The following is a 24,116-nucleotide window of genomic DNA, read 5'->3' on the forward strand; positions in this document are numbered from 1 at the left end:
TCGCTTTAAGTACATTTTTGGATTTTTTTTAAAGGCCGTTTAATTGCATTAAGATTGATACCTTTTTTTATAGAAAGAATTATGCCTGCAGCTTCTAAATAATTATTCACTTCAAAAAGATTAGGATAATCATAAAACTCATTAGTAACTTTTAATGTATTTTGATTTTTTACAGAGATAATACATAAACCTTTTTCAATACCTGCGAGTACTGCTTCTCCACCTAGCGCCCCATTAGGAACGACAATAGATTCAATTTGATTAGGATATAATGAGATAAGTTCATTTTGATTAGGCAATTCAACAATGTCAGGAGCATTGCTTAAACCAATCAATACCGATGGTAAAAAGGTATATCCAATTTCTTCTGCAGCAGCGCGAGGATCTAATTTTTCATTCAACTCAATTGGATTTAACGCTGGTGCATGAGCACAGGGGACTTTTAAGAACTTGCTGATCAGATGACTTAAAACCGCTTCGACTCCAGAAATAGGGTCAACCCCTTTTCCCTCTCGATAAATATTTGTTTCTGGAGAATCTGAATCGTCTGGAAATTTTGCCACAATTGCTATTGCCGTTACTCCTTGTTCTATTAAACATTTACCAGCATCAATTAAAGTATCAGGATTTTCAATTATGCCACCACTCATTTTTGACGAATCAGAATCAATAACTATATTTAATGGTTTTTTTGTAGCCACATACGAATGAACGTTAATTCCTAAAGTAGAAACACACGCATCAGCAACTTGTAAATGTCTTACTAATATTTCACTTTCAATGCCTGAATCAAAAATTATCCCAATTTTCTGTTCCTTTACCCTTTTTAGAGCAATTTCTCCTTTAACAAGTCGATCTAAACTATAACCCTCAACATAAAAAATATTTTGATCTTTTTCAGAAAGAGTCCCACCATTCATAACATTTGGATGAGTAATTAAACATCCACTTGCCGATGCTAATAATTTAGCGGTAGGAAGTGCATCACCAGCAAAACCTCCTATCTCGCAACCTATACCAGTTGGAACAATGAATACTGTTGGTGAAATTTCCATTATTAAAAATATTTCAATTTATATTCTTCTTTAATTAACAAGGACAGCTTTAATTTTAAGTTTTTTCGTGCCATAAGAGTCAATAGAATTTTGAATTTCAACAATTGACCATCTAATTACATCACCTTTTTTTTCTAAATTAGTAATAATAAATTTCCTCAAATTTTTTAATTTTATTGCAACTGGCCAATCCAAATAAAAATCAACTGAACTTAATTTCATTTTTGATACTTACCAAATTGATCATTATATAAATCATCTTCAACTTGTTCACCAATAACAACATGCAAATCTGACTTTGGATATGCCACACACAAAAGAGCAAAGCCCTTTTCTCTTAAATCATCATTTAATCCCATAGCATCTTCTTGTTCAACAGATCCCTCCAATATCCTTGATGCGCAACTCGTACAAACACCTGAACAACAACTGCTTGGTAAATCTATTCCATTTATTTTTGCCGCTGAAATAACATCTTGATCTTCAGAACATAAAAAACTAAAAGTCTTTTGCTCAAATCTAACTTTGATATTATGTTCAGGCATATTCTTAATCTTCTGGCTAAACTGCTGAACCTCCTACAACTTCTAATATTTCTTGCGTAATAGCTGCTTGTCTGGCTTTGTTATAAGTAAGATTCAACGTACTTGCTAATTCTTTAGCATTATCACTCGCATTATTCATAGCAGTCATCCTGCATGCAAGTTCTGAGGCTGCTGACTCTTGAAGAGCTCTGAGTACCTGATTCTGTAAATATAGTGGTAATAGCGAATCTAATAATTGATCAGGACTTTGTTCAAAGACAATATCTGAAGGTAACTTCTCTGAATCACTTTTTTCAATATTTGATTTTTCAACGAATAACTTACTATCTTTAGTTGTTAACCTAAAAATTTCATCATTTTCATCCGCAATACCTTGAGGGTCTAGTGGCAACAATGTTTGAACTACTGGTGCACAGCTTACAAGAGTAATGAATTTAGTATAAATAATCTCTACCCTATCAGCATTTTCAGATAAAAATTCAGCTAAGACTTCACTAGTTATCCCTTCAGAGTCTTTGGCAGTTGGCACCTGTTCTAGCTCTTTAAATGTGGTTTTAATTTTGTATCTATCTTTCCTGTTTTGGAAGTAACCTATTGCCTTTTTACCAACTAAGATCAAATTTGGTTCATAACCTTGTTTAATCAACTCTGCATACCTAATTTCTACCTTCTTGATTATGTTGGTATTATATCCTCCACATAATCCTCTATCAGCAGTTATGCATACCAAAGAAATTGTTTTAACATCTCTTTTTGATAAAAGAGGAGAATCTACAGCCTCAAACTGAACTCTAGATTGAATATTTTCTAGAACTCGAGCAAGTTTATCTGCGAAAGGTCTACTCTTAAGAACTTGATCTTGTGCCCTCCTAACTTTTGCAGCTGCAACTAACCTCATTGCTTCTGTTATTTTTCGTGTGTTTTTAACAGAAACAATGCGATCTCTAATTTCTTTAAGATTTGCCATGATAATTACTTAAATAAATTTAAACTGTGGCAAGCATTGAAGATTTAACTTCTTTTATTACCTCTTTGAGTGTTGCTTCTAAGCCATCATTTAATTTCTTCTCTTTAAGAATTTCCTCAATAAAATCTGCTTTATTCAACTTAAGGTACTCTCTAAGTTCAGCAGCAAATTTAGTTACATCTTCCACTGGAACTTCGTCAATAAGACCCTTAACACCTGCATACACAACTGCAACTTGTTCAGCAAGATTTAATGGTGAGAATTGTGCTTGTTTTAGTAACTCTCTTAATCTTTTCCCTCTTTCTAGTTGTTGTTGAGTAGCCTCATCAAGATCGGAAGCGAATTGAGAAAATGCAGCTAATTCATCAAATTGAGCTAATTCTAATTTAAGTGTTCCAGCAATTTTCTTAATTGCCTTTGTTTGAGCAGCTCCTCCAACTCTACTAACTGAAATACCTACATTAATAGCTGGTCTTAATCCTGAGTTGAATAAATCTGCACTCAAGAATATTTGTCCATCAGTAATTGAAATAACATTTGTTGGAATATAAGCAGAAACATCACCAGCTTGAGTTTCAATAATTGGTAATGCTGTCATTGAACCACCGCCCATATCATCGGATAATTTTGCTGCCCTTTCAAGTAATCTGCTATGACAATAAAAAACATCTCCAGGATAAGCTTCTCTTCCTGGTGGTCTTCTTAAAAGGAGAGACATTTGTCTATAAGCTTGAGCTTGCTTAGTTAAATCATCATAAATAACTAGTGTTGCTTTGCCTTGGTACATAAAGTGCTCAGCTATTGCAGCACCAGTATATGGAGCCAAGTATTGCAAAGCTGCGGCTTCAGATGCTCCTGCACTAACAACAATGGTATAATCAAGGGCTCCTTTTTCTCTTAAAACCTCAACCACATTTGCTACAGATGCTGATTTCTGACCAATAGCAACATAAACGCATACTACATCTTGACCTTTTTGGTTGATTATTGTATCAATCGCAATTGCAGATTTTCCAGTTTGTCTATCACCAATTATAAGTTCCCTTTGACCTCTTCCCACAGGAATCATTGCATCAATAGAAGTTATACCGGTTTGCATTGGTTCATGGACTGATCTTCTCTTAATAATTCCTGGAGCCATTTCCTCGATCAATCTTGTATCACTTGTTGGAATTTCTCCCTTACCATCTATTGGCTGACCTAGAGGATTAACTACTCTTCCCTGCATTGCCTCGCCAACAGGAACAGATGCTATTTTACCTGTAGATTTTACATTACTCCCTTCTTGAACTCCCAGTGCTTCGCCCATTAAAACGGCTCCAACATTATCATCTTCAAGGTTTAAAGCTATACCTTCGGTACCATCCTCAAATTCCAATAATTCACCAGCCATGACCTGATCTAAGCCATATATTCTTGCAATGCCATCACCTATTTGCAGAACAGTTCCTACATTGCTAACACTTACAGATTGGTCATAATCAGTTATTTGTTGTTTTAAGATTGAACTGATTTCGTCAGGGCGTATAGATACCATGGATTTAAGAATTTAAGGTTAATTTAAAAGTTACTTGGATAGTGACAAACCAAGTTTTCTAATTTGTGAAGCAAGAGAAGCATCAATTACTTTAGATCCTACACTTGCGACGAAACCACCAATAAGCGATGGGTCGATTTTAGTTACAAGTTCTAATTTTTCAGTTCCAGCGATATTGACGATCTTTTGGGTAATTAAACCTTTCTGTTCATCAGTAAGCTCGACTGCAGAAGTAACAGTTGCTAAAGCAATATTACTATTTTCTCGGTAAATCTCTAAAAATCTATTAAGAATAGATGTAAGAATTCCAATTCTTTGCCTATCAACCAATATTTTTAAGAAATTTAGCAATGAAGAGTTAACCTTATTTGAAAAGATTTCAATAATGATTTTCTTCTTAGCTTCTGTTTCTAAAATTGGCGAGGATAGTGCCTTCTCCAATTCAGGGGAATCATTTAACAATTCGAGAAGTTGTTTAACCTCTGAAACCATCTCTTCAGTTTGCAAATTTTCATTTACAACTTGAAGTAATGCCTCGGCATATGGTGTAGTAACTGAATTTAAAAGTGGCATTAGTTCACCTCAATATTGTTAATTGATTGAGTTACCAAATTTTCTTGTGTTGTTGAATCAAGTCGATTTGGGAGAGAATCTAAAGCTTTCTTAATTGCTAGTTCAACAGCCTCTTTTCGAAGTTGAGAAATTGCTCTAGATGCTTCAGAACTTTCATCAGAGATTGCGCTTTGTTTAATTCGTGCCATCTCTTCAATTGCTTTTTTCTCACTTTCCATTCTGATTGATTCGGATCTTTTGAGTGAATCTGCTTTAATTTGACTAGCTTTCTCTTCTGCTGAAGATAAGTCTTTTTTTGCCTTCTCTAAAGCATTAGTCGCATTCACCAGTCGATCTTCGGCATCTTTCAATTCAAGAAGAATTCCTTCTCTTCTTTTTTGAAGCATTTTCCCTAAAAAACTAGGCAAAAATTTATACAGTCCAAAGACCACTACAGCCCAATTAAGGATATTAGTTTCGAATAAATTCAAATTCAATCCAAAACCTTCTGTGGCTAAAAGAGTTAAATTCATTTTTTTAGAATCAATCTATTAACAATAAGTTCGCTTAAATCATCAGCTTGTTTAGAAAGTTGATCACGAGCAGCAGATGTCTGACTTTCAATTTCTAGCCTTACTTTTTCTTTTGAAGCATTTGCTTCATTGTTAGCAAGTTCTAGTGCTTCTTTATAAAGCTTGTCAGACTCATTCTCGGCTTCGCTCACAATTCTTTGGGCTTCAGAACGAGCACTTTGAAGCTGATTTAATAAATCAGCTTCTAATTTTTTAACCTCTGAAAGTTTATTTTTGGCCTCAATAATATTGTTACTTACAAACTTTTCTCTTTTTTCAACAACATTGCCAACTGGCTTAAAAAAAAGAGAATTTAATATGTAAGTAAGAGCAACTACTTGGATCGCCATTAGAGGCAAAGTGGCATTTATATCAAATAATCCACCTTCTGTAGTACCAAAAAAATTAAAGGCCAACATATGATTCAGTTGAAGTTAAAAAATTAAATTTAAATATTGCTATTTAAGGAATAGAAGCAATATTAACTTTTAGGAAAAAGGATTCGCAAAAAGTAGTACTAAAGCCACAACTAATCCATAGATTGTTAATGACTCCATGAAAGCGAATGATAAAAGAAGAGTTCCTCTGATTTTACCTTCAGCTTCTGGTTGACGGGCTATACCCTCAACAGCGCCTTGAGCTGCGTTACCTTGTCCAAGACCAGGGCCAATAGCGCCTAGGCCAACTGCTAAACCAGCAGCTACAACTGATGCAGCGGAAGTAATCGAATCCATAATTTTGAAATAAAGAGCTTAATACTTGTGATAAATCTTTTTTGTCATACACGCTTGGACATCCTTTGATTTAAGAATGGGTCTGATATTTTCAGACCTACGCGATTAGATATTTTGCCAGATTACAGACCCTTTGTAAAAGTATCTGAATATATTAGAAGAAAGCTAATGATGTTCTTCAACAGCTTCTCCAATGTAGTAGGCGGCTAGAGTTGCAAAAATTAATGCCTGAATTGCACTAGTAAACAATCCTAGAAACATAACTGGTATTGGTAGAATTAGAGGTACCAAAAAGACTAAAACACCAACAACAAGTTCATCAGCCAAAATATTTCCAAATAGCCTGAAAGATAGTGATAAAGGTTTAGTAAAGTCCTCTAGAATTTTAAAAGGTAGCATTATCGGAGTTGGATGAACATAGTATTCAAAGTATCTCCAACCCTTATTACTTAAACCAGCATAGAAATAAGATAGTGAAACCAATAGTGCCAAGGCTATTGTTGTATTAATATCTGCAGTAGGTGCTCCCAACTCTCCACTTGGTAACTTAATCAATCTCCAAGGAATTAAAGCACCTCCCCAGTTGCTTACAAATACAAATAAAAATAAAGTACCTATAAATGGCATCCAATCTCTATAAACTTTTTCACCTATTTGAGTCCTAGCAAGATCTCTTATATAATCCCAAAGAAACTCAAGCAAGTTTTGAAGTCCTTTAGGATCATTTTCCATTTTTTTAGTTCCTAAAGAAATAAAAACTAATAACGCTCCTAATAAAATCCAAGATGTCAAAAATACCTGCCCATGAAGTCTGATATTTCCAATTTGCCAATAAAGATGTTGACCAACTTCTAGTGCTGCAAAATTTGTTAGCAAGGAATTAAAGAACATTTGATTTGAATAAAAGATTGGTAAATTTTTGAGAAAACAAAATTTACTTAGGAACGTGAAAAATAAAAAATGAGTGAGGGTTTATAAATGAAAAACCCTATCATTGCAGGAAAAATATCCAGTGATCCTAGCTTGCTCGCAAAAATAAAGAGGCAAACTGGAACTAATAGTTGCAATTTTGATACACCTGATGATTCATTACCCAGTTTTCCTACACTTTTAGCAAGCAAACGTAAGTAAAAAATACCAGCAATTGAACCTATAAAAATACTAAAACCAAAAGTAAATCCGAGAAAAATTCCAGTTATTGATGCAACTAAAATAGAAACAATAAAAGTAATTCCAAAAATTGTTAATTGTAATTTTGTATATTCATCATTTTTAGAAAGCAAATTGTGTAATTGACTGGCAATGCCTGATTTACTCTCATTGATGATGGGATTTTCGAGGGATTGTGAAATTTGAACATTCTCACTAGAAGGATGTTCAACTTTTTTTCTATTTGAGTCCACTGATGTGAACATATTTCAGAAACCCCGTTTAAATGGTTTAAAGTAAGTATATAAACTCACGGAATCTATCATGGAGAGGTGCCTTTTAGCTAGTTTTTTTTTATAAAAAATTAATTCTTAAGATTTGTGATGAATCTATTAACCATATTTTTGTTTTAATTTTGTGAATTAAAAATATATAGGTTGATCTTTAAAATTAATTTACGCTTTAAAAAGTTGATAATAGACTTGGCAAAATCTCAATTTAACGTCTCAATAGTAAATATACAGCTAAACAATTGGAGATAAGTCAAGAAAAAATTAAATACAAAAGAATTAATAAAAGGAACAAAAACATTAGTTCTAATTACAAAAAAAATCCAAACAATTTAAAAGAATCTATTTTTCCTTTGCCCTGGACAATATGGCCTTATGAGGCGAAAATCCTCATAATCCTTATTGGAATTTGGTCAATACTAGGAATATGTATTCTAGGATCGTCAAGTTGGTGGGTGGCTAGTAGAGAAATGGGTAATTGGGCTTATTTCTTAAAAAAACAAATTATTTGGACAATTCCAGGCATTGGTCTGTTTTATTTCGTTCTTAATACGAACATTAGAAATCTTTTAAGGTTTTCAAGAATTATTTTTTATATTTTATTTTTTTTGATTTTTCTAACCAATATTGCTGGAATTACAGTGAATGGCTCTTCAAGATGGCTAATGGTAGGTAATTTACGTCTGCAACCATCTGAATTAATAAAACCTTTTCTAATTCTTGAAGCTTCTAACCTTTTTGCTCATTGGAATCTGATAAAGAATGATAAAAAATTAATTTCAATATTCTCGTTTGGTTTATTAATTTTATTAATACTTAAGCAGCCAAATTTAAGTACTGCATCATTAACTGGAATTCTTCTCTGGGTAATGGGCTTATGTGGAGGCGTAAAACTTAGCTCTCTTTGCTCATTTGCCTCATTAGGTCTCATTACTGGATGTATTAGTATTCTTAGTAATGAATATCAAAAACTTAGAGTTACTTCATTTATTAATCCTTGGAAGGATCAACAGGAAAGTGGATTTCAATTGGTTCAGAGTTTATTAGCTATAGGTTCAGGTGGTCTATTTGGCCAAGGTTTTGGGCTGTCTATACAAAAATTACAGTACCTACCATTTATGTACACAGATTTTATTTTTGCCATTTTTGCAGAAGAATTTGGTTTGTTGGGGTGTACTTTATTCTTAGGATTTTTAGCAGTATTTTCTTACATAAGCCTAAGAATTAGTCTTAAGTGCAGGAACAACTATACAAAATTAGTTGCTATCGGATGTGGTGTATTGTTGACAGGTCAATCAATAATGCATATTGCTGTAGCAACAGGTTCAATGCCCACTACAGGCTTACCACTACCTTTCATTAGTTATGGTGGGAATTCATTAATAGCTTCTTTTTTTATCGCAGGGATGTTAGTGAGATGTTCATTAGAATCAACAGGATTCATTGGTATGATTAGTACACGAAAGTCTCTTAATTAGTTAGAATTTAAAGGATTTAAGTCAAGTTATCGAATCATTTAATTTAGTTATTTCAGAATTATCTCAAAAGGGTAATCTGCTTATGCAGAATGGTCTAAATAGTCCTGGTCCATTTACTATATTTTTGGTTTTCAGCGCAGGACTTTTAACAAGTCTTGGGCCATGCTCATTATCATTACTTCCAGTAACAATTGCTTATATAGGAGGAACAGAGAAAAATAAATTTAAACTTATTAGTTTTTCAGGAGGAGTAGTTTTTTCGCTTGTTGCACTGGGGGCTGCGAGTGGATTCTTAGGTAAAATATATGGGCAAATTCCATCTTATTACACTTCATTTGTTGCCCTAATAGCAATAATAATGGGTTTAAATTTATTAGGAATTCTAAAGTTTCAGTTTCCGAATGGACCTGATCTAAAAATAATAGAGGATAAGATACCATCCCTCATAGCACCTTTTACAATAGGAACTACTTTTGGACTAGCCTCTTCACCTTGCATCACTCCAGTTTTAGCAACTCTTCTAGCTTGGGTATCGCAAGCTAAAAACCCTATAATCTCAATTATTCTTTTGTTTTTCTTTGGAATAGGCCAAGTCACTCCATTAATTATTGCGGGAGCTACGGCAGAAAACCTAAAAAAGTTTTTAGAGCTTAGAAAATTTAGTCAAATAATTCCCACCTTAAGTGGGATATTTTTAGTGGCACTAGGATTATTAAATTTATTTTCACATTGGATTTAAATGATTATTTTTAAGAATCTAATTTTAAAAATATCAAGTTTAAGATTCGCCATATCACTGATAATATTCATAGCTATTGCCAGTGGCATAGGTACTTTTATACCTCAGGGTAGTAATAATAAATTCTATATTGATAATTTCGATAGTGCTCCCATTTTTGGATTTTTAGATGGAGAAAAAGTCTTAAAACTTCAATTGGATCATATATATACAAGCTTTTGGTTTTTATTTACATTAATTCTTCTTTGCATTTCCTTAGCAGCTTGTAGTTTCAGGAGGCAAATACCTTCATTAAAAGCTTCATTAAAATGGGTTGAATACAAGAGCGAAAAAAAATTTAGCAAACTTCAATTAACTTCAAGTCACCCAATCAATCAGGATAGAGACCTTATATCAATAGTTGATTTACTACTGAAAAAAAGAGGATGGAAAACATACAAATTTGAAAGTCATATTTCTGCGAGAAGGGGTTTAATTGGAAAAATCGGTCCTTTAGTTGTACATATCGGATTAATAGTTTTACTTATAGGTTCAGCATATGGAAGTTTTACAAGTCAATCAAAAGAACAATATTTACTGCCTGGAGAAAGTTTGGATCTTGTCAATGAGAGTACAAACTCAAAAGCCAATGTAAAATTAGTCGATTTTTCTATAGAACGAGAAAGTGATGGTATCCCAAAACAGTTTATTTCCAATTTAAATTTTTCTTCTGAAGATCCAAATTTAAATGAAGTAAAAACCACCAAAGTTAATCACCCAATCCGGTTTAAAGGATTGACTATTTATCAAGCTGATTGGGCAATATCAAACGTTGTTCTAGAAATAGATAATATCCTTTATCAATTACAATTAAAGGAGATTCCCGAAATCGGCAATCAAGTTTGGGGAGTTTTAGTTGAATTAGGATCAGAAATTAAAAAAAATTACCTCTTAACAATAGATAACGAAAATGGTCCACTAAAAATTTCGAATATAGAAAATTTTTCCGGGAACAATCTCTATATCAATGACGATCCCTTAGAAGTTAACTCTTCAAAAGTATCTCTGAAAAAAATAATCCCCAGCAGTGGATTAATAATTAAAAATGATCCATCTATACCATTTATCTACTTTTCTTTTATTTTAATAATTTTTGGAACAATAATAAGTCTTATACCAACTAACCAATTATGGATTCTTGTAAATAAAGAATCACAAAAGTTATCTATTGGAGGTCTTAGCAATAAAAATCTAGTTGGTTTTAAAAAAGAATTTCTTAAGTTATCAGAAGAAATAAAAAATTATTAATTTTTTTTCTTTCCACTAAAAATATCTAACTGCATAGATACATTCCCTCTGGGGTTAAATGCAGCATTTAAATGTATCCAGTGAGGTGAGCCTTCATTCACTAAATCATCCATAATTCGATTAATAACTTCCTCATGCGATATTTTTATATCTCTATAGTTGTTAATATATAGCTTTAAAGACTTCAACTCATAGACTCTCAAATTGGGTTGATAAATAATATTTAGCTTTGCAAAATCTGGATATCCAGAAAATGGACACTTACATGTAAATTCGGGTAACTGGATAGAAACTTCATAAATTCTTTTTTTGTTTGGATTCTCGAAACAAATTATTTTTGATTCTTCAATAATTCTTTCACCATATAAAGGTCTTTGAGTTGAATCATCTAATTTAGCTGTACTCATTTTTAGTAGAACTTATTTACTCAACCTATATAAAAAGATCAAAATCCGCAAAAATCTCAACAAGTTTAAGTATTACAATTAAATAAGCCAAAAGCTGTTAAATCTTATTTTTGTATCGACTGTAACATTCATAATGTCGGTTAAAAGGGTTATATGTGTTTAGTTCAATGAAAAATTACATGGACATTTGTTTGATAACTATCGATAAAAACTTAAATAAATCCCTTCAACCAAAAAGTGCAATTGGAATGTTATGGCTTCAAACACACTTTGAGAATGATCAGTGGGAAGCGTTGTCAAATAGTACAGTAATAATTTCTGAAGAAAATTCCCAATTATTAATTGAAGACGCCACGAATGCAGGCCTTAATATTAAATGTTTTTCTGATATTTCAATGTTGGATGTTTTCCCAAAAAACAATTAAAATAGAAATATTCAATCTTTAATCATGAAGAAAATTGAAGCAATCATACGTCCATTTAAGTTAGAGGATGTAAAAATTGCATTAGTAAACTCTGGAATTGTTGGAATGACAGTTAGTGAAGTCAGAGGTTTTGGAAGGCAAAAAGGACAAGTTGAAAGATATAGAGGTTCCGAATTTACTGTTGAATTCCTTCAAAAACTCAAAGTAGAAGTTGTCGTAGAAGATGAAAAGGTTAATTCAGTAATAGATGCGATTGCTGAAGCAGCAAAAACTGGAGAGATCGGTGACGGAAAAATATTCATCACATCAATTGATTCTGTTGTGAGAATTAGAACTGGCGACAAAGATGAAGAAGCTCTCTAATTCAAAGAGTTTCTTTTACTAAATTTTGTATATATTCACTATTAATCTTTGGATTTGATTCATCTCTTAAACACATCCAAGCTAGATATTCATGATTTCCAGCAGGACCTACTAGCGGAGAAGCTATCAAGTTCTTTATATGCCATTGGAAATTATTAGCCGCATAAATAACAGACTCAATAGCCTCAGTATGGAATTTAGGATTGCGAACAACACCACCTTTACTGACTTTATCTTTACCCACCTCAAATTGGGGTTTAATTAAAAATATTCCCTCAATACCATCACCTTCTAATAAATTACCAATAGATTTAAAAACTAACTTTAATGAAATAAAAGACAAATCAGCAACCACAAAATTTGGTAATTCATTACTTCTAGATAAAAGATCATTAGGTTTTAAATTTCGAATATTAGTTCGCTCAAAAAGTATGACTTTTGGGTTATTTCTAATCTTCCATGCAGTCTGTCCATAACCAACATCTATCCCAAAAACTAACTTTGCTCCTTGTTGCAATAAGCAATCAGTAAATCCCCCAGTAGAGATTCCTGCGTCAATACATATTTTATCTTTTACTTTAATTTCAAGTTTTTTAAATGCCTCCAATAATTTTTCGCCACCCCTTGATACAAACATAGGTTCGGAATCAATAAAAAATTCAGATCCGATGAATACTTGTTGTCCAGGTTTATCCAAAACTTTTCCATTAATATCTCTAACTTTGCCCGCAAGAATTAAACCTTGAGCTTTTTGCCGAGTTTCACATAAACCTTTATTTAGAAGATAAAGGTCTAATCTACTTTTTTTAATCATCTATTAATCAGTAAAAAAAGAATAAATAATGAACTTCTACAAGCTTGAGATCCAAATTCTTTAATACCCTCCAATTTTAAATTAGAACTAAAAAATTACCCATTATTAATGATAAGGAATAAATGCAAACATTTTTATATTTAAGCTTTCTTTAATAGCTAGAAAAATGTTACATAAGAAAATAATAATCAGGCAAATATGTTCAATGGCAAGTACATCTTTAAGGTATAAGGCAATAATTCGATTTTGGTTATAAAGTTTAAAATGATAATTAATAAAAGTTGTGATCGAGCGTTACACATTACCCGAAATGGGGAAAATCTGGACTGAAAGCGCAAAATTCCAGAGTTGGCTTAAGGTTGAAATAGCTGCATGTGAAGCAAATTTTTCCCTAGGGAAAATTCCTGAGAATGCTATGAAAGAGATACGTTCAAATGCAAAGTTTGATGAATCTAGAATTACAGAAATTGAGAAAGAAGTTAAACATGATGTCATAGCATTTCTTACAAGCGTTAATGAGTTTGTAGGAGATTCTGGAAGATACATACATGTTGGTATGACCAGTAGTGATGTACTTGATACTGGCTTATCTCTTCAGTTAAAAGATTCTTGCGAATTATTATTAAAAGAAATTGAGAATCTAGAAAATGAAGTCAGATTATTAGCAAGGAATCATAAAAATACATTAATGATTGGTAGATCTCATGCAATTCATGGGGAGCCAATTTCCTTCGGTTTTAAACTTGCTGGATGGCTAGCAGAAATAGTAAGGAACAAAAAAAGATTGTTAACACTTAAAGAATCTGTTGCAATTGGTCAAATAAGTGGTGCAATGGGAACTTACGCTAATACAAATCCCAAAGTAGAACAAATAACTTGTGATTTACTCGGCTTAAAACCAGATACAGCAAGTACGCAGGTCATATCAAGAGATAGACATGCAGAATATGTGCAAACTATTGCACTAGTTGGCGCTTCTCTAGATAGATTCGCAACTGAAATAAGAAATTTACAGAGAACTGATGTTTTAGAAGTTGAGGAGGGCTTTACAAAAGGGCAAAAAGGAAGTTCTGCCATGCCTCATAAAAGAAATCCTATTCGAAGTGAAAGAGTAAGCGGATTATCAAGAATTTTGAGGAGTTATGTCTTAACAGCACTGGAAAATGTTCCACTTTGGCACGAAAGAGATATAAGCCATAGTTCAAATGAACGTGTCATGTTACCTGACGTATCAATCTGTTTGCATTTTATGCTCAGGGAAATGAAAGATATAGTTAGCAATTTGGAAGTTTATCCAGAAAATATGCTCAAGAATTTAAATATATATGGTGGTGTAATCTTTAGTCAGAAAGTTTTACTTTTGCTTGTAGATAAGGGCTTATCTAGAGAAAAAGCTTATAGCTTAGTACAAAAAAATGCGCATCAGGCCTGGAATACTCAGAATGGGAATTTCAAACAAAATATAGAAAGAGATAATGAAATAATGGATTTAATTGATCAAAGTGACTTAGAAGAATGTTTTAATCCCTCAATTCATCTCAATAATTTAAGTGTAATATGGGAGAAGTTAGGTATATAGGATTACTGAAAACCTTATCTAAGCTAAACCAGTGTTTTCAGAGGAATAATGACAAAAGACTTTAGGATTGAAAAAGATAGTATGGGAACAATAGAGGTTCCTATAGAAGCTTTGTGGGGTGCTCAAACACAAAGATCGATAATAAATTTTTCTATTGGAGAAGAATTAATTCCAATTGAGTTAATTTATTCACTAACCATCATAAAAAAAGCTGCTTCAATTGCGAATTTCAATTTAGGGTTAATAGATAAGAGAAAAAAAGATTTAATTGTAGAGGCATGTACAGAAATACTTGATGGGCTTCATGACTCACAGTTTCCCTTAAAGGTTTGGCAAACAGGTAGTGGCACTCAAACAAATATGAATGTTAATGAGGTAATTTCAAATATTGCAGCTTTAAAAACTAATTCAGAGCTTGGTAGTCATCAACCAATTCATCCGAATGATGATGTAAATAAATCTCAGTCAACTAATGACACTTTTCCTGCTGCTATTCAAATATCTGTTGTTAATGAAATAATCAAAAATTTAGTTCCAACGATCAGAGAACTTACTAAGATCCTTGATAAAAAAAGTGAAGAATGGAAAGACCTTATAAAGATAGGAAGAACCCATTTTCAAGATGCAGTTCCCCTTACTTTTGGGCAAGAAATATCAGGATGGTCAGAGCAACTTAAAGATGCTGAGAATGCAATTATTATGAGTCTGAATGAATTGTATTTCTTACCTTTGGGAGGAACTGCAGTTGGTACAGGGATTAATTGTCCACAAGGATTTTGTGAAGAGTCTATAAAATCAATTTCCGATGATACTAATCTAATGTTCTATAAATCAAAAAATAATTTTTCTATCATGGCCTCGCATGATCGTCTAGCTCAAGTAATGTGTCAGATAAAAATATTAGCAGGTGCATTATTTAAAATTTCAAATGATATAAAAATTCTATCTTCTGGTCCAAGATCAGGAATATATGAACTAATTATTCCTCAAAATGAACCTGGAAGTTCTATTATGCCGGGTAAAGTGAATCCAACTCAATGCGAAGCCTTATCAATGGTTTGCACTCAGATAATGGGTCTTGAATATGCAGTTTCAATGGCAAATTCTAGCGGCACTTTACAGATGAATGAATACAAGCCTCTTATTGGATTTAATATTCTCACAAGTTTAAAATTACTTAAAAATGTAATAGAAAACTTCAGAATAAAATTAGTTGATGGGATGGAACCTAATCAAAAGAAAATGAAGTTAAATTTAGAAAATTCACTAATGTTGGTTACAGCCATAGTGCCAAAAGTTGGTTATGAAAAAGCAGCTGAAATTGCAAACCTTGCCTTCAAAGAATCATTAAATTTAAAAGAAGCAACACTTAAATTAGGTTATTTAAACGAAGATGAATTTAATGAAGCAATGAATATCAATTCAATGATTTGATTAAAAAATTCAAGAATTATTGTCAATTCTTTTTGTTGCAGGATTAATATCTTCAGAAACTTTTATAAGATCATTAGCTTCAGAAACAGGAAAACGATTAATAGCTTTTAATGCTAGCTTTGCTTTGCTTTTTAATTTATTACTAACACCAATACAGTATTGCACTTGAGAAAGGACATCAATTGATCTTCTAATAATCCTCACTACATCACCTTCATCTAATGAAGTATTAAAAACCAAATCTTTCCATTTTTTTCCTCTTGCCCATTCAGAAACAATTCCAGTCAACTCTGTTTCTAAATAGATAGGAATTTCAATATGAAACTTATTTTGTTGAAAAGAGACTAATTTTCTTAAACCATCTAATTCATTAAAAACATCTATTAACTTTAAAGAAGGCTTGAAATTACACCAAAGATTAGGCCTCCTTACATCAACACATATAGCTTGAATAATTGCAGCTAATTCAGGAGGATCTAAATCGTCTAAATAACCACTAACTAAAACAAGACCAATCCATAATTCATTTTCACTTCTTATTGCACCAACTGTTTGTCCAACTTCTGTCAATTCCAAATCATTTAAACAACCAAAATGATTCAAAATTTTAATCAAATCGGTAAAAGTTCTCCAGTTATGATTTTCTTTATCCGCAAGAAGTTTTTTTCTAATATTTATTTCTTGCTCAACATCAATAATTCTTTTTCTATATTTCTTTAATTTCTTGGAGTCTCCAAATCTATGTGCGGGATGATCATTAACTTTTTCTTCTAAATTATTAATTTGTTGATGTTGTTCCAAAACTTCCGTTGTCAAATCATATTGTGGAGTTTGTAAATCATTTTTTTTAGAAACTTCTAAAATTCGATCCGCATAACACTGCGACATATCATCTCCCCTAAATACCTCTCCAGAAAAATACATCTTTGGTACTTCAAGTCCTAAGACATCAATTGCATCCAAATCATTAAAAATACTTACTATATATGAGGGTTTTATCAGAATAAATAAATTATCAATTGTCAAACACAATAAACTCTTAATTTTTTGGGATTCATATATTTTCTTACAAATTAATCCTGGAACAATTTTTCTTTTAATTTGAGGAGCTTTGATTGAAATTAAACTTCCATCTTTAATATATGGGAGCGCATTAGTTATCTCTTCTGATAATTTTTCTACTGCTTGTTTTTCTAAAATTTTCAAGAGTCTTCTCTCTTCTTTAAGACGATTTTTTAACTTTTCGTATGCATCAAAATCTTTCCATGAAACGTTAGATGTAATTTTTTTTAATTCAATTAAATCCTTATCTAAAGTTTCAAGAATTATATTCTCACCTGATGATTCACCTAAATATAAAAAACTACCAAAACTTCTTTTAATTAATTCTTTAGACTTATCTAAAGTATAACTTTGTAAAAGATTAAGTACCATTCCATAGCTAGGAGTGAATTGACTTTCTAAAGAATTTGGTTTACTAATAGCCAGTGCACTTGCTTCTTTGGCACCTTCGAATCTTGTTTGTAATGTAACAACATATCCTTGGGTATCTTTTCCTCTTCTTCCAGCTCTTCCTGACATTTGCAAAAATTCACTGCTAAATAATAATCTATGACCATCTTCTGTCCTTTTTGATAAAGAAGAAATAACAGTTGTTCTTGCGGGCATATTTATTCCTGCAGCAAGAGTTTCAGTAGCAAAAACAACTTTTATTAAACCTTGCTGAAATAATTCTTCAACCAATTCTTTCCATGCAGGCAATAATCCAGCATGATGAGATGCAATACCGCGTTTTAATGCCTCGCATTGAGATTTATCTTTAATTGCTTCCTGATTATTTTTAAGATAAACATCTAATTTTTGGGATATCATACTTGCTTCTAAATAACTTACTAAAGTTAAATCTTTTATATTCTCAATAGCCTTGTCACATCCTCTTCTACTAAAAATAAAATAAATAGCTGGCAACATATTTCGTTCAGCTAGTTTCGAGATCACAAAGCCAATTGAGGGAGACTTTGGTTGCATTATCCTGCCCACTTTTCCTCTTGTTTTCTGCCCTTTAGGAGCTCTCCAAATCTTACAGTTTGGATGAATCCCATTACCTTTATTATTTAAAAGTGGATGGAGGCCTTTAACACTACAAAAAATAAAATCAAGTGGCACTGGTCTCTTATCACTATTAATTAGTACGGTGGGGCCATGAACTTTTTCTATCCAATTTTGTAGTTGATCTGCATTGGCTATTGTTGCTGATAAAGCTATTATTTGAGTTCTAGTAGGGCAATGGATTATAGTTTCTTCCCAAACTGTGCCTCTTTGGGGGTCATTCATATAATGACATTCATCAAGAATCACAGATTCTAAATTTTCTAAGGGATCATCAAATTCATCAAGTTCGCTATAAAGCATGTTCCTAAAAATCTCAGTCGTCATGACTAAGATTGGTGCTTCTCTATTTATACTTATATCTCCAGTTAAAAGACCAACTTTATTCTCACCATATTGATTAGCAAAATCTCTAAACTTTTGGTTTGATAGGGCTTTTAAAGGTGTTGTATAAAAAACTCTGCTGTCATGAGATAAGCCTCTATATATAGCAAATTCACCTATCAATGTTTTACCCGAACCTGTTGGTGCAGTTAAAACAACAGAATTTCCGCTATTAATAGCTTGTATTGCTTCTAATTGGAAATCATCTAGCGGAAAGGGGAAATATTCCTCTAAATTAAGCAATAATTGTGATTGAAGAGAGGATGAGTTAACTTCTTAATATATGATCTATATAGATATTAATAAACAAAAAATACCTTGCAAACTTTAATAGTAAATCTAAATCTTTTTAATTAAATTCACTATATTTTATTTTGCCAAAATGAAAAAAGTAAAAATTCCAAAAAATAGAATCCGTAAATTAAAAACATTTTCTTTAGGTAAAAAATCATTCGAACTTCTAAGTTCGAATTCGCAAAATAAAAAACTTATAGACCTATGCAGTAATGATTATTTTGGATTAAGTAGGGACAAGGATTTAATAAAAGCTGCTTACGAAATAAGCTTGTTAGAAGGTATTGGTTCTGGAAGCTCTAGGTTTATTACTGGTTCAAGACCAATACATAAATTATTAGAAACAGAACTTGCCAAGTGGCTTGATCAAGAGAAAGTATTACTTTTCCCAAGCGGATTTCAAGCAAATATAGCCGCTATCCAGACTTTAGCAAACAGAAATAGTATCGTAATAGCAGATAAATTGATCCATAACTCTTTATTGGTTGGAGTCAAAGCTGCTCAAGCAAAACTGATTCGATTTTCACACAATAATTTGAAAGATTTAGAAGATAAAATTATTAAATCTAATCCTACAAAAAATTCTATTTTAGTTGTTGTTGAATCTCTTTATAGTATGGAGGGATCAATTGCTCCGCTCAGAGAAATAACAGAAATTTGCAAAAAAAATAGTGTTCAATTATTAGTTGACGAAGCTCATGCAATTGGGATCTTGGGCCCTGAAGGCAGGGGTTTAAGTTTTCATTGTCGTTCAGACATAACTATGATTACTGGAACTTTTGGCAAAGCATTTGGAAGCGGTGGAGCTTTCATAGCTTCCAATTCAGAAATTGGAGAATATCTTATCCAAACAAGTAGTGCATTTAGGTATACAACCGCACTTGCGCCATCTTTAGCTGCTGGGGCGCTAGAAGGTTTAAAAAAAATTTTAGAAAATAAAGAATGGGGTAATAGTTTGTTATCTTCTGCGAATGTATGGAAAGATGAAATTATTAAAAATTTTAGTTTTCCAGTTCAGGGAGATTCTCACATTTTATCAATTATTGTTGGCCAAGAAGAGAAGGCAATTTATCTACAAAAATATCTCGAAGAAAATGGATTTTTAGCAATTGCGATAAGACCTCCAACTGTTCCAGTAGGCCAATCTAGAATCAGAATAACAATACGAAGAAACTTAGATTTTAATCTGCTCAAGAATTTCATTGCAGTATTAAAAGAGTTTAAATGAAACAAATTATTACTCAACATGGGTGGGGACTAAATAAATATTTCTGGGATGATTATAAAGTTGATTTTTTAAATAATAATTGGCATTGGCAAGATAATGAAAGGGGCTATTTTTCGAAAAATAATTATCAAGCAAAATGGATTAAAAGCGAATCTAAAAAAGAAATCAGAATGACTTTATGCCATTCATTTGGTTTTCATTTAATGCAAAAAAACATTTTAAAAGAAGCAACCCATATTGTTCTTATAAATTCTTTTAATAATTTTCTTCCTTTAAGTAATAAGAGAAACTTTATTTTGAGGTCTCTCAAAAGAATGGAAACAAAAATCATAAAAGATGAACCTAAGGATATGTTGAAAGAATTTATACATAGATCATTTATGCCAAATCATATGAATAATAGTTTTAAAAATATCTTTTATAAAAGTCTAGAGAGTTTAAATAAAACTCTTCTTTTAAGTGATTTAAAACAACTTTACATCAATAGAGATTTTCCAGTATCTTTAAGAAAAGATTGCAAAATTATTTTTATAAAATCAGAAAATGATTTGATTCTTGACAACGAATCAAATAATAACTTTTTAGATTCCTTAAATAAAAAACTTGATAGGAAGCCAATTTTAATTAAATTAGCTCAACAAGGTCATTGCTTGAAAAATTTAAATTTATACGAGATCTTACTTAATACACTTAATGATTGAAATGGATAGTAAAAAGTGGAATGAGAAAATAAAAAATAATTTCAATGATGCTGCATCTCGGTATTTAGTGCATTCAAATATTCAGAAATTTTTTGCAAAAAAGATTGTTCAATTTATCAAAGAAATAAATCCCAAAAAAAAAGGTGAATGGATAGATCTAGGATCAGGACCAGGACTATTAGCAGATGAAATAGAAAAAAATTTTTCTTCCCAAAAAGTATCCAGAATTGATTTCAGCAAGAAAATGCTTCTTGAGAATAAATTATCTAGAAAAAAATTTTTATTGGATTTGAATAATGATTTACCTCCTGAAATAAATAACTGTTCTCTATTAACATCTAACTTTTGCATACATTGGTTAAATAACCCAGAAAAGATAATAAAAAATTGGTTTAGCAAATTAACACCTGGAGGTTTTTTAATCATTTCATATCCAACAAAAGATTGTTTTCCTGAATGGAAAGATACTTGTAAAAAAATTGATATTGAATATAGTGGTCTTAATTTCCTTTGCTCTAAAGAATTATTAAAAGATTTCAAATCAACTGAAATACATTATTCAGAACATTTTAATTATCTTGAAAATTTTGAAGATGTATATAAACTTTTTAGAAGCATTAAAAATGTAGGAGCACAATCAACAAATTGTAAACGCAAAACAGTGAAAGAGTTAAAAGAAATTCAAAAGTTTTGGCCAAAGAATTACAATAATACAGTGAACCTTTCATGGCAAATTGAGATTCAAATCATAAAGAAATTATGAGTAGTATAGATAGCATTTTCAAATTTATAATTTGTGGAACAGATACTGATATTGGGAAAACTTTAATAAGCTCTTTTTTCGTTAAAGGATTAAATTCCTTTTATTGGAAGCCTATTCAAAGTGGTATTGAATCGCAAACTGATAGTCAAACTGTTGAAAAACTTGCACAAGTAAGTAAAGAGAAAATAATCAAAGAAGCTTATGTCTTTACAAAACCTCTTTCTCCTCATTGGGCTGCTGAAATAGATCAAAAAACTATTAACTTTGACAAGTTGAGATTGCCAAAAGTGCAAGGCTCACTAATTGTAGAAACTGCAGGTGGATTAATGGTTCCAATAACACGCAATTTTTTGCAAATAGATCAAATAAAACAATGGAATCTTCCAGTAGTACTTGTATGTAAGAGCTCACTTGGCACTCTTAACCATACCCTGCTTAGTATTGAGGCCTTAAAAAGAAGAAATATGAAGATTTTAGGTTTAGTAGTCAATGGCGAAAAACATCTAGATAATCCAAAAACTCTAGTTGATTTTAGTGGTATTCCGTTAATTGCTGAATTTCCTTACATCAAAAAAATGGACTCAAATAATTTAGATATACTATGGAAAGAACTAGACATCAAGAATACGTTGATCTCACTATTAAACTCAAAAATAAGTTAAATGAAATCTTTGGATTCAAAAACTCCAAATCAAGATTGGCACCCAAATATTTGGCCACCTTTTACACAGATCAATAACAGCAAACCGCAAATAGAAGTAACTCATGGTAAAGATGCCCTCCTATTTACTAAAGATCCTGAAAAAGAGCTAATAGATGCAATTAGTAGTTGGTGGGTAACTCTTCATGGTCATAGTAACGAATATATTGCGGATGCCATTTTCGATCAATCAAAAAAACTTGAGCAAGTTATATTTGCTGATTTCTTACATCCACAGGCAAAAAAATTAGCGGAAAGACTTAGTGAATTAACAAAACTAGAAAGATTATTCTTTTCTGACAACGGTTCTACTGCAGTGGAAGTCGCTTTAAAAATTGCCTTCCAATCATGGCAAAATAGAGGAGATACAAGAACTCAAATAGTAGCTTTTGATGGCGCCTATCATGGTGATACATTTGGAGCAATGGCTTTAGGTGAAAGAAATATTTTTAATGAGAATTTCGATAATCTAATGTTCCCAGTTAAGAGAGTCCCATGGCCTTCAACTTGGATTAATGATGAAAAAGTAGAAAAAAAAGAAAATGAGGCGATCCAAAAATTAGAAACTCTACTTAAAACTCCTACAGTAGCAGTTATCCTTGAGCCACTTGTTCAAGGGGCAGGAGGAATGAATATGGTTAGGACACAGTTTATTAAAAAAGTTTCTGAAACCATAAAAAATAATAATTCTTTGTTAATCGCTGATGAAGTATTAACTGGTTTTGGAAGATGTGGAAGCCTTTTTGCATTTCAAAAAGCAAAAATCGTTCCTGATTTAATAAGTATTTCAAAAGGCTTAACTGGTGGATTTTTACCGATGGGAATTACTTTATGCAAAGAAGAAATTTTTCAATCCTTTATTGATGATTCCCCAAAAAAAACTTTTTGGCATGGACATAGTTTTACTGCTAATCCTTTAGGTTGTGCTGCGGCAAACGCTAGCCTTGATTTATTAGAAAAAGATCCTCAAAAATACCTTTCACTTGAAGAAAAACATTTATCTCATTTAATTAAATTTAGAACATTACCCAATATCAAAAAAATTAGAGTCTCTGGCACTATCGCAGCATTCGATTTAGATATAGGGAACAAAAAGGGCTACTTTAATAATATTGGGAAAGAAATAAAGAGTCGTGGGATGGAACATGGTTTATTCATTAGGCCACTCGGGAATGTTATTTACCTCTTGCCGCCTCTTTGTATAACCGATGATCAATTAGAAAAAAGTTATTGGATAATAAGGCAAATCTTAGACAATCTTTAGATTCAAATTTAAGGTCCCTGCAGTATTGCATTCTCGACATCTTCTCTATTAATACAATATGAAAATAGCCTTCTAGTTTCTTCTTCCTCACTTTTCCAGATAACACTTAAATCTTCTTGTTCAAAGATAATCGTTGCATTCCAATTAGAAAGTAAAAGATACCATTTAGATGGATCATTAATATCCTTAACAGCACCTAAATCAGTTAGCCACAATTCCAATGATTTAAGTGAATGTTGATTGATAGGTTTTTTAGAGAGATTCACAGACTTTTTTAAATAATCATTTTATTAACCAGATGGGCAATGTATCTAATTCTTTGCCAGTAAATGATGCAATAAAAATTGAACAAATCAAACTAATAGAAATAATAATAACTAAAAGAAATAATGAAAACAATTCCCCATTTGAAAAAGGTCTTCTATTACCTAATAAATTTTGATTATTAGAATCGATTATTAAATTATTTAAAACGTAAGTATTATTTTTATTTCTAGATTTTTCCTTTAGTTTGTCATCGTATATTTTCCTCAAATTACTATTATTTAAATTTTCATAAGCTTCTAAAACTTCTTGGAATTTACTTTTCGCATCGTCTATCTCTAGAGAAGTTGTATCAGGATGCAACTCAATGGAAAGTTTACAAAATGCCTTTCTTAATTCATAATTTGAAGCATTTTCATTTACACCTAAAATTTTGTAATAAGAAATTTCCCCTTTCAAAATAATCTTTTTATTAATATTGT

General features: G+C 31.7%; 28 protein-coding genes. 12 read left to right on the forward strand and 16 right to left on the reverse strand.

All coding sequences use genetic code 11. The annotated features are described in order from the left end of the window. Positions 1-5 precede the first annotated feature (5 nt). The 11 genes from EU96_RS01075 to EU96_RS01025 all read right to left on the reverse strand — a co-directional run bounded on the left by EU96_RS01075 (position 6) and on the right by EU96_RS01025 (position 7,377). Positions 6-1,055: a DUF3326 domain-containing protein gene (locus tag EU96_RS01075; RefSeq protein ID WP_032527371.1), complete on the reverse strand. Its 1,050-nt coding sequence runs from the start codon at positions 1,053-1,055 to the stop codon at positions 6-8. Between the two features lie 30 nt (positions 1,056-1,085). Beyond that, positions 1,086-1,277, reverse strand: coding sequence for a hypothetical protein (locus tag EU96_RS01070; RefSeq protein ID WP_032527373.1), 192 nt, complete (start codon positions 1,275-1,277; stop codon positions 1,086-1,088). After that, on the reverse strand, positions 1,274-1,600 hold the full coding sequence (locus EU96_RS01065) for a 2Fe-2S iron-sulfur cluster-binding protein (protein ID WP_032527374.1): 327 nt from the start codon (positions 1,598-1,600) through the stop codon (positions 1,274-1,276). Before EU96_RS01065 ends, EU96_RS01070 begins: the two co-directional genes overlap by 4 nt. A gap of 16 nt (positions 1,601-1,616) precedes the next feature. After that, a complete protein-coding gene (locus tag EU96_RS01060; protein ID WP_032527375.1) occupies positions 1,617-2,567 on the reverse strand; it encodes a F0F1 ATP synthase subunit gamma in 951 nt (316 codons plus the stop codon). Positions 2,568-2,586: 19 nt separating this feature from the next. Then, on the reverse strand, positions 2,587-4,104 hold the full coding sequence (atpA, locus tag EU96_RS01055; protein WP_032527376.1) for a F0F1 ATP synthase subunit alpha: 1,518 nt from the start codon (positions 4,102-4,104) through the stop codon (positions 2,587-2,589). A gap of 30 nt (positions 4,105-4,134) precedes the next feature. Beyond that, a complete protein-coding gene (gene atpH / locus EU96_RS01050) occupies positions 4,135-4,677 on the reverse strand; it encodes an ATP synthase F1 subunit delta (RefSeq protein ID WP_032527378.1) in 543 nt (180 codons plus the stop codon). Continuing rightward, on the reverse strand, positions 4,677-5,189 hold the full coding sequence (locus EU96_RS01045; protein WP_032527379.1) for a F0F1 ATP synthase subunit B: 513 nt from the start codon (positions 5,187-5,189) through the stop codon (positions 4,677-4,679). Before EU96_RS01045 ends, atpH begins: the two co-directional genes overlap by 1 nt. Continuing rightward, a complete protein-coding gene (locus tag EU96_RS01040; protein ID WP_032527380.1) occupies positions 5,186-5,647 on the reverse strand; it encodes a F0F1 ATP synthase subunit B' in 462 nt (153 codons plus the stop codon). Before EU96_RS01040 ends, EU96_RS01045 begins: the two co-directional genes overlap by 4 nt. A 69-nt stretch (positions 5,648-5,716) precedes the next feature. Continuing rightward, on the reverse strand, positions 5,717-5,962 hold the full coding sequence (gene atpE, locus EU96_RS01035; RefSeq protein ID WP_002805169.1) for an ATP synthase F0 subunit C: 246 nt from the start codon (positions 5,960-5,962) through the stop codon (positions 5,717-5,719). A 165-nt stretch (positions 5,963-6,127) separates the two neighbouring features. After that, complete coding sequence (atpB, locus tag EU96_RS01030; RefSeq protein WP_011863567.1) at positions 6,128-6,853, reverse strand: F0F1 ATP synthase subunit A; 726 nt, start codon at positions 6,851-6,853, stop codon at positions 6,128-6,130. Between the two features lie 47 nt (positions 6,854-6,900). Continuing rightward, positions 6,901-7,377, reverse strand: a complete 477-nt coding sequence (locus EU96_RS01025) for an ATP synthase (RefSeq protein WP_032527381.1) — start codon at positions 7,375-7,377, stop codon at positions 6,901-6,903. A 266-nt stretch (positions 7,378-7,643) separates the two neighbouring features. Here EU96_RS01025 and EU96_RS01020 point away from each other — a divergent pair, with 266 nt between their 5' ends. From EU96_RS01020 to EU96_RS01010, 3 genes are all read left to right on the forward strand, one after another. After that, a complete protein-coding gene (locus EU96_RS01020) occupies positions 7,644-8,879 on the forward strand; it encodes an FtsW/RodA/SpoVE family cell cycle protein (protein ID WP_032527382.1) in 1,236 nt (411 codons plus the stop codon). A gap of 82 nt (positions 8,880-8,961) precedes the next feature. Further along, the gene (locus tag EU96_RS01015; protein ID WP_032527384.1) at positions 8,962-9,618 is read left to right on the forward strand and encodes a cytochrome c biogenesis CcdA family protein; all 657 of its coding nucleotides are present in this window, start codon (positions 8,962-8,964) and stop codon (positions 9,616-9,618) included. Next, positions 9,619-10,905, forward strand: coding sequence for a cytochrome c biogenesis protein ResB (locus tag EU96_RS01010; protein WP_032527385.1), 1,287 nt, complete (start codon positions 9,619-9,621; stop codon positions 10,903-10,905). On the opposite strand, the gene queF is transcribed toward EU96_RS01010, so the two are convergent. Further along, positions 10,902-11,312 (reverse strand): preQ(1) synthase, encoded by a 411-nt coding sequence (gene queF, locus EU96_RS01005; protein ID WP_032527386.1) that lies wholly within the window; start codon positions 11,310-11,312, stop codon positions 10,902-10,904. The two genes, EU96_RS01010 and queF, sit on opposite strands and share 4 nt — an antisense overlap. Before the next feature lie 179 nt (positions 11,313-11,491). On the opposite strand from queF, the gene EU96_RS01000 reads away from it, so the two are divergent. Further along, positions 11,492-11,737 (forward strand): hypothetical protein, encoded by a 246-nt coding sequence (locus tag EU96_RS01000; protein WP_032527387.1) that lies wholly within the window; start codon positions 11,492-11,494, stop codon positions 11,735-11,737. 24 nt (positions 11,738-11,761) lie between these two features. Continuing rightward, positions 11,762-12,100, forward strand: coding sequence for a P-II family nitrogen regulator (locus tag EU96_RS00995; RefSeq protein ID WP_011377098.1), 339 nt, complete (start codon positions 11,762-11,764; stop codon positions 12,098-12,100). Position 12,101: 1 nt separating this feature from the next. Here the strand turns inward: EU96_RS00995 and EU96_RS00990 are convergent, their stop codons facing one another. Further along, entirely contained in the window at positions 12,102-12,914 is an 813-nt protein-coding gene (locus tag EU96_RS00990) for a TlyA family RNA methyltransferase (protein WP_032527388.1), read from the reverse strand. 283 nt (positions 12,915-13,197) lie between these two features. On the opposite strand from EU96_RS00990, the gene purB reads away from it, so the two are divergent. Continuing rightward, entirely contained in the window at positions 13,198-14,493 is a 1,296-nt protein-coding gene (purB, locus tag EU96_RS00985; RefSeq protein ID WP_032527389.1) for an adenylosuccinate lyase, read from the forward strand. Between the two features lie 48 nt (positions 14,494-14,541). Then, positions 14,542-15,927 carry a class II fumarate hydratase gene (locus EU96_RS00980; protein WP_032527390.1) on the forward strand — a complete coding sequence of 462 codons (1,386 nt, stop codon included), beginning with the start codon at positions 14,542-14,544 and terminating at the stop codon, positions 15,925-15,927. A gap of 9 nt (positions 15,928-15,936) precedes the next feature. Here EU96_RS00980 and EU96_RS00975 read toward each other — a convergent pair whose 3' ends face one another. After that, complete coding sequence (locus EU96_RS00975) at positions 15,937-18,663, reverse strand: DEAD/DEAH box helicase (protein WP_032527391.1); 2,727 nt, start codon at positions 18,661-18,663, stop codon at positions 15,937-15,939. A 139-nt stretch (positions 18,664-18,802) separates the two neighbouring features. Here EU96_RS00975 and EU96_RS00970 point away from each other — a divergent pair, with 139 nt between their 5' ends. The 5 genes from EU96_RS00970 to bioA are packed head-to-tail and all read left to right on the forward strand — an operon-like array spanning position 18,803 to position 23,370. After that, positions 18,803-19,942: an aminotransferase class I/II-fold pyridoxal phosphate-dependent enzyme gene (locus tag EU96_RS00970; protein ID WP_032527392.1), complete on the forward strand. Its 1,140-nt coding sequence runs from the start codon at positions 18,803-18,805 to the stop codon at positions 19,940-19,942. Next, the gene (locus tag EU96_RS00965; RefSeq protein WP_032527393.1) at positions 19,939-20,643 is read left to right on the forward strand and encodes a hypothetical protein; all 705 of its coding nucleotides are present in this window, start codon (positions 19,939-19,941) and stop codon (positions 20,641-20,643) included. The genes EU96_RS00970 and EU96_RS00965 overlap by 4 nt, the downstream gene beginning before the upstream one ends. Further along, positions 20,636-21,406 (forward strand): methyltransferase domain-containing protein, encoded by a 771-nt coding sequence (locus EU96_RS00960; protein WP_032527394.1) that lies wholly within the window; start codon positions 20,636-20,638, stop codon positions 21,404-21,406. Before EU96_RS00965 ends, EU96_RS00960 begins: the two co-directional genes overlap by 8 nt. Next, positions 21,403-22,068, forward strand: a complete 666-nt coding sequence (gene bioD, locus EU96_RS00955; protein WP_032527395.1) for a dethiobiotin synthase — start codon at positions 21,403-21,405, stop codon at positions 22,066-22,068. Before EU96_RS00960 ends, bioD begins: the two co-directional genes overlap by 4 nt. After that, a complete protein-coding gene (gene bioA / locus EU96_RS00950) occupies positions 22,069-23,370 on the forward strand; it encodes an adenosylmethionine--8-amino-7-oxononanoate transaminase (RefSeq protein WP_032527396.1) in 1,302 nt (433 codons plus the stop codon). A gap of 8 nt (positions 23,371-23,378) precedes the next feature. Here bioA and EU96_RS00945 read toward each other — a convergent pair whose 3' ends face one another. Both EU96_RS00945 and EU96_RS00940 read right to left on the reverse strand, forming a co-directional pair. Beyond that, positions 23,379-23,636 (reverse strand): DUF3143 domain-containing protein, encoded by a 258-nt coding sequence (locus EU96_RS00945; RefSeq protein WP_032527397.1) that lies wholly within the window; start codon positions 23,634-23,636, stop codon positions 23,379-23,381. 16 nt (positions 23,637-23,652) lie between these two features. Beyond that, positions 23,653-24,093: a J domain-containing protein gene (locus tag EU96_RS00940; RefSeq protein ID WP_032527398.1), complete on the reverse strand. Its 441-nt coding sequence runs from the start codon at positions 24,091-24,093 to the stop codon at positions 23,653-23,655. Positions 24,094-24,116 lie beyond the last annotated feature (23 nt).

Origin of the sequence: Prochlorococcus marinus str. MIT 9302, assembly GCF_000759975.1 — a bacterium.
GTDB lineage: Bacteria > Cyanobacteriota > Cyanobacteriia > PCC-6307 > Cyanobiaceae > Prochlorococcus_A > Prochlorococcus_A marinus_M.

Excerpts from the sequence above, each read along its gene's own strand:
- EU96_RS01075 (WP_032527371.1), bottom strand. The coding sequence starts at position 1,055 with ATGGAAATTTCACCAACAGTATTCATTGTTCCAACTGGTATAGGTTGC.
- EU96_RS01070 (WP_032527373.1), bottom strand. The coding sequence starts at position 1,277 with ATGAAATTAAGTTCAGTTGATTTTTATTTGGATTGGCCAGTTGCAATA.
- EU96_RS01065 (WP_032527374.1), bottom strand. The coding sequence starts at position 1,600 with ATGCCTGAACATAATATCAAAGTTAGATTTGAGCAAAAGACTTTTAGT.
- EU96_RS01060 (WP_032527375.1), bottom strand. The coding sequence starts at position 2,567 with ATGGCAAATCTTAAAGAAATTAGAGATCGCATTGTTTCTGTTAAAAAC.
- atpA (WP_032527376.1), bottom strand. The coding sequence starts at position 4,104 with ATGGTATCTATACGCCCTGACGAAATCAGTTCAATCTTAAAACAACAA.
- atpH (WP_032527378.1), bottom strand. The coding sequence starts at position 4,677 with ATGCCACTTTTAAATTCAGTTACTACACCATATGCCGAGGCATTACTT.
- EU96_RS01045 (WP_032527379.1), bottom strand. The coding sequence starts at position 5,189 with ATGAATTTAACTCTTTTAGCCACAGAAGGTTTTGGATTGAATTTGAAT.
- EU96_RS01040 (WP_032527380.1), bottom strand. The coding sequence starts at position 5,647 with ATGTTGGCCTTTAATTTTTTTGGTACTACAGAAGGTGGATTATTTGAT.
- atpE (WP_002805169.1), bottom strand. The coding sequence starts at position 5,962 with ATGGATTCGATTACTTCCGCTGCATCAGTTGTAGCTGCTGGTTTAGCA.
- atpB (WP_011863567.1), bottom strand. The coding sequence starts at position 6,853 with ATGTTCTTTAATTCCTTGCTAACAAATTTTGCAGCACTAGAAGTTGGT.
- EU96_RS01025 (WP_032527381.1), bottom strand. The coding sequence starts at position 7,377 with ATGTTCACATCAGTGGACTCAAATAGAAAAAAAGTTGAACATCCTTCT.
- EU96_RS01015 (WP_032527384.1), top strand. The coding sequence starts at position 8,962 with ATGCAGAATGGTCTAAATAGTCCTGGTCCATTTACTATATTTTTGGTT.
- EU96_RS01010 (WP_032527385.1), top strand. The coding sequence starts at position 9,619 with ATGATTATTTTTAAGAATCTAATTTTAAAAATATCAAGTTTAAGATTC.
- queF (WP_032527386.1), bottom strand. The coding sequence starts at position 11,312 with ATGAGTACAGCTAAATTAGATGATTCAACTCAAAGACCTTTATATGGT.
- EU96_RS01000 (WP_032527387.1), top strand. The coding sequence starts at position 11,492 with ATGGACATTTGTTTGATAACTATCGATAAAAACTTAAATAAATCCCTT.
- EU96_RS00995 (WP_011377098.1), top strand. The coding sequence starts at position 11,762 with ATGAAGAAAATTGAAGCAATCATACGTCCATTTAAGTTAGAGGATGTA.
- EU96_RS00990 (WP_032527388.1), bottom strand. The coding sequence starts at position 12,914 with ATGATTAAAAAAAGTAGATTAGACCTTTATCTTCTAAATAAAGGTTTA.
- EU96_RS00980 (WP_032527390.1), top strand. The coding sequence starts at position 14,542 with ATGACAAAAGACTTTAGGATTGAAAAAGATAGTATGGGAACAATAGAG.
- EU96_RS00970 (WP_032527392.1), top strand. The coding sequence starts at position 18,803 with ATGAAAAAAGTAAAAATTCCAAAAAATAGAATCCGTAAATTAAAAACA.
- EU96_RS00965 (WP_032527393.1), top strand. The coding sequence starts at position 19,939 with ATGAAACAAATTATTACTCAACATGGGTGGGGACTAAATAAATATTTC.
- EU96_RS00960 (WP_032527394.1), top strand. The coding sequence starts at position 20,636 with ATGATTGAAATGGATAGTAAAAAGTGGAATGAGAAAATAAAAAATAAT.
- bioD (WP_032527395.1), top strand. The coding sequence starts at position 21,403 with ATGAGTAGTATAGATAGCATTTTCAAATTTATAATTTGTGGAACAGAT.
- bioA (WP_032527396.1), top strand. The coding sequence starts at position 22,069 with ATGAAATCTTTGGATTCAAAAACTCCAAATCAAGATTGGCACCCAAAT.